This is a genomic window from Elioraea tepida, from assembly GCF_019203965.1.
Lineage (GTDB): Bacteria > Pseudomonadota > Alphaproteobacteria > Acetobacterales > Acetobacteraceae > Elioraea_A > Elioraea_A tepida.
In genome coordinates, this window is the sequence record NZ_CP076448.1 from 1914241 (window position 1) to 1926678 (window position 12438).

Below are 12438 nucleotides of genomic sequence, written 5' to 3' on the forward strand. Positions count from 1 at the left end.
CCTGATGTCCGACAGCGTCGCCACCGCCCCGATCGCCTTCATCGATCTCGACGCGCAGCGCCGCGCGATCGGGCCGCGGATGGAGGAGGCGATCCTCCGCGTGGTCCGGTCGTCGCGCTACATCCTCGGGCCGGAGGTGGCCGAGCTCGAGGCGGCGCTGTCGGCCTTCGCCGGCGTGCCGCACACGCTCAGCTGCGCCAACGGCACGGATGCGCTCGCGCTCGCGCTGATGGCGTGGCAGGTGCGCCCGGGCGATGCAGTGCTCTGCCCGGCCTTCACCTTCGCCGCGACCGCCGAGGTGGTGGCGTGGCTCGGCGCGACACCCATCTTCGTCGACGTGTGCGAGGCCGATTTCAACATGGACCCCGCGAGCCTCGAGGCCGGGATCGACACAGCGAGGCGGATGGGGCTCACGCCGCGCGTGGTGATCACCGTCGACCTGTTCGGCCAGCCTGCCGACTACGATTCGCTGCTCCCGATCGCGCGCGCGCACGGCCTCAAGCTTCTCGTCGATGCGGCGCAGAGCTTCGGCGCAACGCATCGCGGCATCCATGTCGCTGCGATCGGCGACATGGCGGCAACGAGCTTCTTCCCCGCCAAGCCGCTCGGCTGCTACGGCGACGGCGGCGCGGTGTTCTGCCACGATCCCGAAACGCTCGCTGTTCTGCAGTCGCTGCGCGTGCACGGGCAGGACAACCAGGACAAGTACGAGAACGTACGCATCGGCATGAACGGCAGGCTCGACACGATCCAGGCGGCGGTCCTGCTCGAGAAGCTTCGCGTCTTTCCGGCCGAGATCGCGGCGAGGCAGGAGGTCGCCCGCCGCTACAATGCGGCGCTTGCCGATGTCGCGATCGTGCCCGAGGTGCCGCCGCATCGTCTCTCGGTCTGGGCGCAGTACACGCTGCGTATCCCCGGGCGCGATCGCGCCGCCGTGCTCGCCTCCCTCAAGGCGCGAGGCGTGCCGACCGCGATCTACTACCCGAAGCCGCTGCACCGCCAGCGTGCCTATGCACGCTATCCGGTGGCAGGCAACGGGGCGCCGGTGAGCGAGCGGCTCGCGCGAGAAGTGTTCAGCCTGCCGTTCCACCCCTATCTCGACCCGGCGACGCAGGACCGCATCATCGCGGCGGTGAAGAGCGCTCTTGCCTGAGGCAAAGGTGCCGGAGCGGGCCACCGCGGTCGTCATCCTCGCCGGCGGTCCAGGGGCATGCCTCGGTGGGAAGACGGGTGCGCGGTCGAAACTGGCGGGCGGGATCGGCGGGCGTGCGGCATGGCAGGCAGCGTCGGCTCCCGCGAATGACGATGGCCGGCACGGGCGAGGCGGTGACTGCGGGAAGCGGGGTGACGGAGCTGGCCGCGCAGCGCGCCGATCGGGCGCGTCGTGACCGGCGCGACCGCGGTTGTCGGAAGACGGCGCCTTGGCAGGCGCCACGCGCGCGCCGAGCGGAAAACGGCGATTTCCCGACGCGGACCTGCCCGAGCCGGCGGCCGGAAGGCTCCGCACTACACCGTGAGCTTCGCCGATCGCCGGAAGCGCCGGCGTTCGGCCCGACCCCGCAGACCGGGAAACCCTCCGTCGCCGTCCCGGCACCGCCCCGGGCGAGCCGGTGCGGCGCCCGAGGCTAAACCGCCCGGTTCGCCACCAGGTCCTCGACCACCGTCGGGTCGGCGAGGGTGGAGGTGTCGCCGAGATTCTCCGTCTCGTTCGCCGCGATCTTGCGCAGGATCCGCCGCATGATCTTGCCCGAGCGGGTCTTCGGCAGCCCGGGCGCCCACTGGATCACATCCGGTGTCGCGATCGGCCCGATCTCCTTCCGCACCCAGGCGACCAGCTCCTTCCGCAGCTCCTCCGTCGGCTCGACCCCGGTCTTGAGCGTGACGTAGCAGTAAATGCCCTGGCCCTTGAGGTCATGCGGCATGCCCACCACCGCCGCCTCCGCTACCTTCGGGTGGGCCACGAGCGCGCTCTCGATCTCGGCGGTGCCCATCCGATGGCCCGAGACGTTGAGCACGTCGTCGACCCGCCCGGTGATCCAGTAGTAGCCGTCGGCGTCGCGGCGTGCGCCGTCGCCCGTGAAATACATCCCCGGATAGGTCGAGAAGTAGGTCTGCTTGAACCGCTCGTGATCGCCGAACACGGTGCGCATCTGCCCGGGCCAGGAGTCGACCAGGCAGAGATTGCCCTCCGTCGCCCCCTCGAGCACTACACCATTGGCATCGACGAGAACGGGCTTCACCCCGGGCAGAGGCAGGGTCGCCGAGCCGGGCTTGAGCGCCGTCGCCCCAGGAAGCGGGCTGATCAGGATCCCGCCCGTCTCCGTCTGCCACCAGGTGTCGACCACCGGGCAGCGCTCCTCGCCCACCACGCGCCAGTACCAGAGCCAGGCCTCGGGGTTGATCGGCTCGCCGACGCTGCCGAGGATGCGCAACGACGCACGCGAGGTCTTCTTCACCGGTGCCTCGCCTTCGCGCATCAGAGCGCGGATCGCCGTCGGCGCGGTGTAGAAGATGTTCACCTTGTGCTTGTCCACCACCTCCCAGAACCGCGAGACGGTGGGATAGTTCGGCACGCCCTCGAACATCAGCGTGGTCGCACCGTTCGCGAGCGGGCCATAGACGATGTAGGTGTGGCCGGTCACCCAGCCGACATCGGCCGTGCACCAGTAGATCTCGCCGTCGTGGTAGTCGAACACGAGCTGATGGGTGAGGCTCGCCCAGACCATGTAGCCGCCGGTGGTGTGCAGTACGCCCTTCGGCTTTCCGGTCGAGCCCGAGGTGTAGAGGATGAAGAGCGGGTCCTCCGCCCCCATCGCCGCCGGGGTGTGGGTGGGCGAGGCGGCGGCGCAGAGCTCGTGATACCAGTGGTCACGCCCCGGCTGCATCGGGACCTCGCGCCCGGTGCGCCGGACCACGATCACGTTGCGGATCGTCGGGCAGCGGGCGAGGGCGGCATCGGCATTTGCCTTCAGCGGCACGTGCCGGCCGCCGCGCAGCCCTTCGTCGGCCGTGATCAGCAGAGTCGAGCTGCAATCCTCGATCCGCCCGTGCAGGCTCTCGGGGCTAAACCCGCCGAACACGACCGAGTGGATCGCGCCGATCCGCGCGCAGGCGAGCATCGCCACCGCTGCTTCGGGGATCATCGGCAGGTAGATCGTCACCCGGTCGCCCCGCTTCACGCCAAGGCTCTCCATCGCGTTGGCGAGGCGGCAGACGCGCTCGTGCAGCTCGGCGTAGGTGATGTGCGCGCTTTCGGCCGGGTTGTCCCCTTCCCAGATGATCGCGGTCTGGTTCGCGCGCGCGGGCAGGTGACGGTCGAGGCACTGCACGGAGGCGTTGAGCAGCCCGTCCTCGTACCAGCGGATCGAGACGTCGCCCCGGAAGGAGACGTTCTTGATCCTGGTGGGCGGCGTGATCCAGGTGAGTCGCTCCGCCTGTTTCGCCCAGAAGGCCTCCGGGTCGGCGGCCTCGGCCTCGACCATCGCGCGGTATTTGGCGGCATCGACATGTGCCCGCGCGGCGATCTCAGGCTTCACCGGGATGAGCGTCTCGCCCTGCTTCTGGCTGACGGTGTCGGGCATCGCCTGTCTCCTCCCCCATTCTCGCAGCGGGGCACGTCGCGCCCGGGCGAGCGCGCTGTGGCGCCTCTGCGGCGGCTCTGCGTTTCCGGACAGGTATGGCCTTGCGCGGTGCGCGAGGGCAAGGGGCGGGCGTGCGGCAGGGCCGGGCGCCCCGTGCGCCTCTACCCCTCCTGCGCGACGAGAACGACGCCGTTCTCGACCCGGTGCGGCACGGGCGTGAGCGCGGCGCCGACGCACGGGCCCCTGACGCACACCCCGTCCTCGACCCGGAACAGCGCGCCATGCGTGCCGCAGAGGATGTGCCGCCGGCGCGCATCCAGGAACCGGTCGGGCGCCCAGTTCAGCGGCACGCCGAGATGCGGGCAGCACTTCTCGTAGACCACCACCGTGTCGCCCCGGCGGACGGCGAACATGCTCAGGAACCGCCCGGGCTCGGGGCCGAACTCGCGCGCGCCGCCCTCCTCGATCTCCTCGAGCCGGCAGAGCGCGGCCCGGGCGGTGACGCTCATGCGCGTGCCGCTCAGCCCGGACGCCCGTTCTCGCCCTCGAGCCCGCCCATCGCGCAGATCCGCCCCCACTGCGCGGGCGTGACGGGCTGGACCGAGAGCCGGCTCAGGCGCAACAGCGCCATGTCGGCCAGCGACGGCTCCGCCCGGATGGAAGCGAGCGTCACCGGCCTCGGCATGGGCGCCACCGCCTTCATGTCGACGCACACCCAAGGGGAGCCGGGTTCGGCCGTCGGGTCGGGATAGGCCTCGCGTACCACCTCGACGATGCCCATCACCGCCTTGCCGACATTCGAATGGTAGAAGAACGCCCGGTCGCCAAGCCGCATCGCTTGGAGATTGAGCTTGGCCGAGTGGTTCCTGACCCCCGTCCAGGGTGTAACCCCGTCCGCGACCTGCTGGTTCCAGGAATAGGCGTCGGGTTCCGACTTGACGAGCCAATAGGCCACGGCTCGGCCCTCAGCCGGCGATCTGGGCGCCGTCCTTGAACACGATCCGCATCGGACGCACGACCACGCTCTCGAACAGCCCGGCCTTGGCGTAGGGGGCGGCGGCGATGAAGGCCTCGGCCGCGGCGCGGTCGGGCAGGTCGAGCACATAGAGGCTGCCGCGCGGCTTGCCCTCGTCGTCGAGCACCGGGCCGACCACGACGAACTTCTCCTGGTTCGCCCTGAGATACTCGAGATGTGCCGGCCGTGTGGCGAGGCGGAGCTCGAGGCTGTCGGGCTTGTCCACGCACTGGATGGTGAAGTGCATCGGCCGCCTCCTCTCCACGCTGTGTTCGGCGAGCGCTTCTGCCACGCCCCCGGTTTCTCTTCAAACCCCCGCGAAGTGCCCATATGCTCGTGGCATGGACGGAACGCCGGCAGCACCGCCGCGGGGCAGCGCGCTGCACCGCTTCGCCAACCCGGGCCGCTTCATGCGGCTGTCGGGCGCCCTCCTGCCCTGGGTGGCCGCTGCCGGCCTCGCCCTCTCCGCCACCGGCCTCTGGTGGGGGCTCGTCGAGGCCCCGCGTGACTGGCAGCAGGGCGACACGGTGCGGATCATGTTCGTGCACGTGCCGGCGGCATGGATGGCGATGGGCGGCTATCTCGGGCTTGCCGTCGCCTCCTTCATTGGCCTCGTCTGGCGCCATCCGCTCGCCGACATCGCCGCCCGCGCGATCGCGCCGGTGGGTGCGATGTTCACCGCGATCTGCCTGATCACCGGCAGCCTCTGGGGCAAGCCAATGTGGGGCACCTGGTGGGTGTGGGATGCCCGCCTGACGTCGGTGCTCGTTCTGTTCTTCCTCTATCTCGGCCACATCGCGTTGACCAACGCCTTCGACGAGCCCGATCGCGCTTCGCGCCCGGCCGCGATCCTCGCTTTGGTCGGGGCGGTGAACCTGCCGATCATCAAGTTCAGCGTCGACTGGTGGAACACCCTGCACCAGCCGGCTTCGGTGACGCGCCTCGACGCCCCGGGAATCCACATCGACATCCTGGTGCCGCTGCTCGTCTCGGCGGCGGGATTCCTGTTCGTGTTCGCCGCGCTGGTTCTGTTGCGCACGCGCACCGGCGTGCTCGAGCGCCGTGCCCGCGCGCTGATGGCGGCGCGCGCCGCCGAACCGGCGCCTTCGGGTGCGGCCGTGACGGTGTGAAGGGCGGGAGACGGCCTTGGCCGGGGGCGCGCAGTGACAGAGGGGTCCTTCTGGGCGATGGGCGGATACGCCGAATTCGTGTGGCCATCCTACGCCATCGCGATCGGGCTCATCGTCGCTCTCGCCATCGCCTCCTGGCGCAGCTACCTCGGCGCGCGTCGCGCGCTCGCGCGCCTCGAGGCGGAGAGCCCGCGCCGGCGTCGCGGCAGCTGAGCGGAGGCGCGGGGCGATGACACGTAAGCGGCGCCGGCTCTGGATCGTTCTGCTCTGCGGGCTCGGTCTCGGCTCGGCGGCGGCGCTCACGCTCACCGCCTTCGAGGAGAGCCTCGTCTTCTTTCACTCGCCGTCCGATCTCGCCGCGAAGAATATTCCGCCGGGTCGAACGATCCGGATCGGCGGTCTGGTCGAGGCCGGCTCGGTCGACCGAACGACGACGACGGACGGCAAGCTACAGATCGCCTTCCGGGTGAGCGACGGCGCGGCGAGCCTGCGCGTCACGTATACCGGCATCCTGCCTGATCTGTTCCGCGAGGGGCAGGGCGTGGTGGCCGAGGGCATGCTCACGCCCGACGGCTCGTTCCGCGCCACTCAGGTGCTCGCCCGCCATGACGAGACCTACATGCCGCCCGAGGTCGCGGACGCGCTCAAGCGCGCGGGGCACTGGCAGCCGGGGGAACCGCCGCCGCCGGCACGCGACTGGAACACGCTGAGGCCCGCCGCTTCCGGCGGCACCTCGCGACTGACGAATTGAGGGCGCGATGATCCCCGAACTCGGCCATTTCGCTCTCGTTCTGGCGCTCCTGCTCGCCGGCGTGCAGTCGATCCTGCCGCTCGTCGGCGCGGCGCAGGGCGAGCGCCGCGGCGCGCTTCTGATGGCGACCGGCCCGTCCGCGGCGATCGGGCAGATGCTGTTTGTCGCGCTGAGCTTCTTCTGCCTGATGTGGTCCTACGCCGTGTCGGACTTCTCGGTGGCGAATGTCTACCAGAACAGCCACTCGCTGAAGCCGATGCTCTACAAGCTCACCGGCACCTGGGGGAACCACGAGGGCTCGATGGTTCTGTGGGTGCTGATCCTCGCCCTCTGTTCGGGCGCGGTGGCGGGGTTCGGGCAGAATCTGCCCGCCACACTCCGGGCGCGCGTGCTCGCCGTGCTCGGCATGATCGCCTTCGGATTTCTGCTCTTCACCCTGCTCACCTCGAACCCTTTCAAGCGTATCTGGCCGGTTCCGGAGGACGGGCGCGACCTCAACCCGCTTCTGCAGGACCCGGGCCTCGCTTTCCACCCGCCCTTCCTCTATCTCGGCTATGTCGGCACGGCGGTCGCGTTCGCTTTCGCCTGTGCTGCGCTGATCGAGGGGCGTGTCGATGCAGCCTGGGGCCGCTGGGTGAGGCCCTGGACTCTCGCCGCCTGGTGCGCCCTCACCCTCGGTATCGGCCTCGGCTCCTGGTGGGCCTATTACGAGCTCGGCTGGGGCGGGTTCTGGTTCTGGGACCCGGTCGAGAACGCCTCGCTGATGCCCTGGCTGCTTGCGACGGCGCTTTTGCACAGCGCGATCGTGGTCGAGAAGCGCGAGGCGCTGAAGGTGTGGACCATCCTGCTCGCCATCCTCACCTTCTCCCTGTCGCTGCTCGGAACGTTCCTGGTTCGAAGCGGCGTGCTGAACTCGGTGCACGCCTTCGCCAACGATCCTGAGCGCGGCGTGTTCATCCTGATGCTCCTTGCCGTCGCCGTCGGCGGCTCGCTCATCCTGTTCGCTTGGCGCGCTCCGGCGCTCGAACCGAAGGGCCTCTTTGCGCCGATCTCGCGCGAGGGCTCGCTCGTGCTCAACAACCTCCTGCTCGCCACCTCCTGCGCGGTGGTGTTCGTCGGCACGCTCTACCCTCTGTTCGCCGACCTCCTGTTCGGGGCGAAGATCACGGTCGGGCCGCCCTTCTTCAACGCCACCGTCTTCCCGGTGTTCGTGCCGCTGCTCGTGGCGATGGGGGTGGGCCCGCTTCTCCCGTGGAAGCGCGCCGATCTCTGGGCCGCGCTCGCGCGCCTGAAGCTCGCCGCCCTCGTCGTCCTCGCCTTCGCGGTGGTGTGGATCGCGGCGGTCGACCGCAGGCTCCTGCCGGCGCTCGGCTTCGCTCTCGCGCTCTGGCTCGTTCTTGCCGCCGCGACCGACTTCGCCGACCGCGTCAGGCTCGGCCGCGTGCCGCTCGCCGAAAGCTTCGCGCGCGCCCGTGGCCTGCCGCGTGCAATCGTCGGGGGCATCGTCGCGCACGCTGCCGTCGGCATCTGCCTTGCTGGGATCGCCGGCAAGGGGATCGCGCCGGAGCGGATCACGCTGATGCGCCCGGGCGACGTCACCACGGTCGGGCCGCACACGCTTCGTTTCGATGGCAAGGCCGACATCGTGGGGCCGAACTGGCGCGGCACGGAGGGGCGTCTCACCCTCCTGCGTGACGGGCGTGAGGTCGCGGTTCTGACGCCCGAGCGCCGGTTCTATCCGGTGCAGCGCATGTCTACGACCGAGGCCTCGATCCGCACCTCAGGCCTCGCCGACCTCTACGCCGTGATCGGCGAGACCTCCGAGGACGGCGCGACCGTGGTGCGGCTTCACTGGAACCCGCTCGCGCCGTGGATCTGGGTCGGCACGGTTCTGATGGCCTTGGGCGGGTTGATCTCGCTGTCTGACCGTCGCCTGCGCGTCGGCGCGCCTGCGCGCCGGCGCCGCGAGGCGCTCGCGCCTTTGGCGGCGGCGGAATGAGGGCGGAATGACCCGGCGGCAGCTCATGTTCGCGCTTCCCGCGGCTGCGACCCTCGCCGCTGCGGGCGGGTTCTACGCCATGCTCTCTGGCATGCGCCGCGGCAGTTTCGACCCACGCGGGGTTCCCTCCGCCCTGATCGGCCGGCCGGTGCCGAGCTTCGAGCTCGGGCCTCTGCCGAACTGGAACAAGCCGGGCCTCTCAAGCCGCGACATCCTCGAGGCGGCGTCGCTTCGACCGGTCCTCGTCAACTTTTGGGCGTCCTGGTGCGTGCCCTGCCTCGTCGAGCACCCGCAGCTGATGAAGCTTGCCGCCGAGGGCGTGCCCGTCTTCGGCATCAACTATCACACCGGCACGCAGACCGACCCCGGCGCGACCGCCTGGCTCCGACGCCACGGCGACCCCTTCGCGCGGATCGGCATCGACCTCACCGGGCGCGTAGCGGTCGACTGGGGCGTCTATGGCGTGCCGGAGACCTACGTGATCGACCGGCGTGGCATCATTCGCTGGCGCATGGCCGGCCCGATCACGCCCGAGATCGACGCCGAACAGCTTCGGCCCCTGCTCCGGTCGCTCGCCTGATGCGCGCGCGCGCGGCCTCGCTCTTGCTGCTCGGGGCCGTTCTCGCCGGCGGGCCTGCCTCGGCGATCGTCGATCCGCGCGAGATGCTGCCCGACCCGGCCCAAGAAGCGCGCGCGCGAGAGATCGGGCGGGAGCTGCGCTGCCTCGTCTGCCAGAACCAGTCGATCGACGACAGCAACGCGGGGCTTGCGCGCGACCTGCGCCGGATCGTGCGCGAGCGTGTCGCCGCCGGCGATACGAACGAACAGGTGATCGCCTTCATCACCGAACGCTATGGCGACTATGTGCGCCTCACCCCGCCTCTCAAGGCGTCGACCATCGCGCTCTGGGCGTCTCCGGTGGTGGCGCTCGCGGCGGGCCTGTTTGCGGTCGCCGCCTTCTACCGGCGCCGACGCGCGCTCGTCCCGCCGCCTGAGCTGACGGAGGAGGAGCGCGCGCGGCTTGCGCGGCTTCAGGCGGAATGATCTCGACCTGGATCGCCCTCGGGGTCGCGACCTTCGCTGCCGTGCTCGCCGTGCTCTGGCCGAGCCTCAAGGGGGTTCGCGGCTATGCGCCGCGCGCCGCGCATGATGCGGCGCTCTACCGCGCCCAGCTCGCCGAGCTCGACCGCGAGAAGGCAGAGGGAAGGCTCTCGGAGACCGAGCATCGCGACGCCATGCTCGAGGTGCAGCGCCGGCTTCTCGCCGTGGGCGAGGTTCCCGCCGAAACGACGCCTGCGTCGCCCTCGGGGCGCTGGCTCATCGCGGCCGCGGCGGTGGCTCTGCCGAGTCTTGCGCTTCTGCTCTACCTGCCGCGCGGCACGCCTGAGATGCCCGGCTTCCCCTTCGCCGAGGTTCAGGCCCAGCGGGCGGCCGAGAACGCGGAAGCCGAGGCCCTGATCGCCCAGGTGCGGGAGCGTATCAACAGCCTGCCGCATGACAGCGAGGAGGCGCGTCGCGGCTGGGTGCTTCTCGCGGGTGTGGAGCGCCGGCGCGGCAATCTCGCTGCCGCGATCGGCGCCTATCGACGCGCCCTTGCGATTCGATTCGAGCCGGCGCTTGCGACCGACCTTGCCGAGACGCTGGCGATGGCCGCCGACGGCAGCGTCACCGACGAGGCGATGGCGCTGCTGCGCCGCGCCGCCACGGCCGAGCCCGCCGATCTCCGCACGCGCTTCTACCTCGCTGTCGGCACACTCGAGCGCGGAGACGCGCGCGCCGCGCTCGAGAGCTTCCGGGCGATCGAGGCGGCCGCTCCGGAGGGGTCGGCGGTGCGGGCGATTGTCGCCGAACGGATCGCCGATGCGGAACGGCGGCTGCGCGCCGGCGCCGCACCCGGGCCGACGGCGGAGCAGATGGCGGCGGCCGCCGAGCTGCCTCCCGAACAGCGCGAGGCGATGATCGCCGCGATGGTCGAGCGTCTTGCGGAACGGCTGCGCGCCGAGCCGAACGATGCGGAGGGGTGGCTGAGGCTCGCGCGCGCCTATCGCATCCTCGGCCGAGGGATGGAGGCGCGCCAGGCGCTCGACCGTGCCGCCGCGCTGCTGCCCGACGACCCCCGCGTCGTGGCCGAGAAGATGGCGCAGGGGAGAGGCGGCTAGCGGCGGCAGCCTCTTTTCCCTTACAAGAGCAACGATGTCGCGATGTTCCGGGCGATGGATGCGCGCGCGTTCCACGGTTTGGTTGCGTTTGCATCGCTGAGGGAGGCCGAGAATGAAGCGACTGGCGAACGAGCTGCTGGCGCGGTTCGGCTATCGTCTTCGATGGTATCCGCCGAAGCTTCTGGCCGATTGGCATCGGCATCTGGAACTGCATTTTCAGCATGTCGCGGCGCACTTTATGCTCAAGCAGAAGGATATCTTTTTCATCAGCATAGGTGCTAATGACGGCATGACTCGTGAACCTGTGTATCCATTCATTCGAGACCACGGCTGGAAGGGCATCATGGTTGAGCCGATTTCATTTGTCTTTCAAAAGCTCCAAGAAAACCTGGGCCATTTTTCTGGCGTTAGTTTGGTGAACGCGGCGATCGGCGAGAGGGATGGCTCTCAGGTGATCTACACTGTCGATCAGTCGGCACCAAAATCTTTCAAAATGTCTTTTTTGAGCTCGTTTGAGAGATCTGTTTTACTTGCTCACAAGCCAATTTTTAGGGATATTGAGCAGCATATCCGCGAGGAAACAGTCAAAGTCATCACCATTCCGACATTGTTGGAAAGCCATCAGGTCGACCGAGTCGATGTATTGAAAATCGACACAGAGGGATATGATCTAAAGATTTTGAAGACTTTAGACTTTTCACAAATCAAACCGGTCATTGTTTTGGCAGAACACGCTCATCTCTCCAGATCAGAAAAAGAGGAAATGTGCGAGATATTATTAGACAATGGATATAAAGTTACCATCTCTGATCTGGATATGCTGGCTTATCGGGCAGGCCTGGACTAACCGCGCCCCGCGAGCGTGCGGATGAGCCGCTTCGCGCCCTCGACCTGCGTGCCCAACCACGAGCCGGTGGCAAGACGTTCGGACCCCGAACGATCACCGGTCGCCGGATAGGCGCCGCCGAAGCGGGCGGTTCCGAACAGGATATCCCACACTGGCAACAGGACGCCGAAATTCACCCCGTGCGCCCGCGCGCCGATGCCCTCGTCATGGTCAAGCGCATGGTGCAGGCGATGGAAATGCGGGCTCACCACCACCCGGCCGAGCGGCCCGAAATCGAGCCGCACATTCGCATGCGAAAGGCTCTCCATCACCCGCACGAGCAACACCAGAAGCGGGAACTGGCCGGGCGGCACGCCGATCAGAACCGCCACGCCCGCGAACCAGAACCCGGCGATGAGATCGTCGAGCAGGTGGTTTCGGTCATCGGTCCAGAACGTCATCTGCCGCTGCGCATGATGCAGCGAGTGCAGCGCCCACCACCATTCGAAGCGATGCTGGAACCGGTGCCGCCAGTATTCCGAGAAGTCGAGGATGACAACGTAGAGCAGGAAGGTGACGACCGGCCAATCGCGCAAGGGCGGGACGAGGGTCTCGAGCGTCGGCGGGATCAGGCCGAGGTTCGCAAGCAGAGCGTCCCAGGCCACCTCGAGCGGCTGCAGCGCGACGAAGGCGAAGAGCGGAACGATGCCGAGGCGATTGAGGAGCGTGTAGGTGACGTCGGTGCGCACGCTCGAGCGGTCTCCCTCCCAGCGCTCGACCGGAAGCGCGGCCTCGAGCGGGCGGCAGACGAGAAAGGAGACGAGCACGGTCGCGGCACCGAGGAGAGCGAAGTCGAGCCACTTGAAGGCGGCCTCCTCCCACTGCATCAGCCCGGCGGCATAGAGGCCCGGCAGGATCAGGCGCTCGAACAGCCAGACCTTGAGGTCGACCCAAGCGTTGCCGATCGCGTCACCCAT

14 protein-coding genes are annotated in these 12438 nt (G+C 68.9%); 9 read left to right on the top strand and 5 right to left on the bottom strand.

All coding sequences use genetic code 11. The features are described from left to right. Positions 1 to 4 precede the first annotated feature (4 nt). Positions 5 to 1153, top strand: coding sequence for a DegT/DnrJ/EryC1/StrS family aminotransferase (locus tag KO353_RS09215; protein ID WP_218284369.1), 1149 nt, complete (start codon positions 5 to 7; stop codon positions 1151 to 1153). 472 nt (positions 1154 to 1625) lie between these two features. Here KO353_RS09215 and acs read toward each other — a convergent pair whose 3' ends face one another. The 4 genes from acs to KO353_RS09235 all read right to left on the bottom strand — a co-directional run bounded on the left by acs (position 1626) and on the right by KO353_RS09235 (position 4843). Beyond that, entirely contained in the window at positions 1626 to 3581 is a 1956-nt protein-coding gene (gene acs, locus KO353_RS09220) for an acetate--CoA ligase (RefSeq protein WP_218284370.1), read from the bottom strand. 161 nt (positions 3582 to 3742) lie between these two features. Continuing rightward, a complete protein-coding gene (locus KO353_RS09225; RefSeq protein WP_218284371.1) occupies positions 3743 to 4090 on the bottom strand; it encodes a Rieske (2Fe-2S) protein in 348 nt (115 codons plus the stop codon). 11 nt (positions 4091 to 4101) lie between these two features. Further along, positions 4102 to 4536 (bottom strand): EVE domain-containing protein, encoded by a 435-nt coding sequence (locus KO353_RS09230; RefSeq protein ID WP_218284372.1) that lies wholly within the window; start codon positions 4534 to 4536, stop codon positions 4102 to 4104. Positions 4537 to 4546: 10 nt separating this feature from the next. Further along, positions 4547 to 4843 carry a YciI family protein gene (locus tag KO353_RS09235; RefSeq protein ID WP_218284373.1) on the bottom strand — a complete coding sequence of 99 codons (297 nt, stop codon included), beginning with the start codon at positions 4841 to 4843 and terminating at the stop codon, positions 4547 to 4549. Between the two features lie 94 nt (positions 4844 to 4937). Between KO353_RS09235 and KO353_RS09240 the strand changes: the two genes are divergently transcribed. The 8 genes from KO353_RS09240 to KO353_RS09275 all read left to right on the top strand — a co-directional run bounded on the left by KO353_RS09240 (position 4938) and on the right by KO353_RS09275 (position 11482). After that, complete coding sequence (locus tag KO353_RS09240; protein ID WP_218284374.1) at positions 4938 to 5726, top strand: heme ABC transporter permease; 789 nt, start codon at positions 4938 to 4940, stop codon at positions 5724 to 5726. 33 nt (positions 5727 to 5759) lie between these two features. Next, on the top strand, positions 5760 to 5939 hold the full coding sequence (gene ccmD, locus KO353_RS09245; RefSeq protein ID WP_235691776.1) for a heme exporter protein CcmD: 180 nt from the start codon (positions 5760 to 5762) through the stop codon (positions 5937 to 5939). 16 nt (positions 5940 to 5955) lie between these two features. Then, positions 5956 to 6477, top strand: a complete 522-nt coding sequence (ccmE, locus tag KO353_RS09250) for a cytochrome c maturation protein CcmE (protein ID WP_218284375.1) — start codon at positions 5956 to 5958, stop codon at positions 6475 to 6477. A gap of 7 nt (positions 6478 to 6484) precedes the next feature. Then, positions 6485 to 8476, top strand: a complete 1992-nt coding sequence (locus tag KO353_RS09255; protein ID WP_218284376.1) for a heme lyase CcmF/NrfE family subunit — start codon at positions 6485 to 6487, stop codon at positions 8474 to 8476. 7 nt (positions 8477 to 8483) lie between these two features. Further along, entirely contained in the window at positions 8484 to 9056 is a 573-nt protein-coding gene (locus KO353_RS09260) for a DsbE family thiol:disulfide interchange protein (RefSeq protein ID WP_218284377.1), read from the top strand. Then, complete coding sequence (locus KO353_RS09265; RefSeq protein WP_218284378.1) at positions 9056 to 9520, top strand: cytochrome c-type biogenesis protein; 465 nt, start codon at positions 9056 to 9058, stop codon at positions 9518 to 9520. Before KO353_RS09260 ends, KO353_RS09265 begins: the two co-directional genes overlap by 1 nt. Next, entirely contained in the window at positions 9517 to 10635 is a 1119-nt protein-coding gene (ccmI, locus tag KO353_RS09270; RefSeq protein ID WP_218284379.1) for a c-type cytochrome biogenesis protein CcmI, read from the top strand. The genes KO353_RS09265 and ccmI overlap by 4 nt, the downstream gene beginning before the upstream one ends. Positions 10636 to 10747: 112 nt before the next feature. Continuing rightward, positions 10748 to 11482 (top strand): FkbM family methyltransferase, encoded by a 735-nt coding sequence (locus KO353_RS09275; protein ID WP_218284380.1) that lies wholly within the window; start codon positions 10748 to 10750, stop codon positions 11480 to 11482. On the opposite strand, the gene KO353_RS09280 is transcribed toward KO353_RS09275, so the two are convergent. Further along, positions 11479 to 12438, bottom strand: a complete 960-nt coding sequence (locus KO353_RS09280; RefSeq protein WP_218284381.1) for a sterol desaturase family protein — start codon at positions 12436 to 12438, stop codon at positions 11479 to 11481. The two genes, KO353_RS09275 and KO353_RS09280, sit on opposite strands and share 4 nt — an antisense overlap.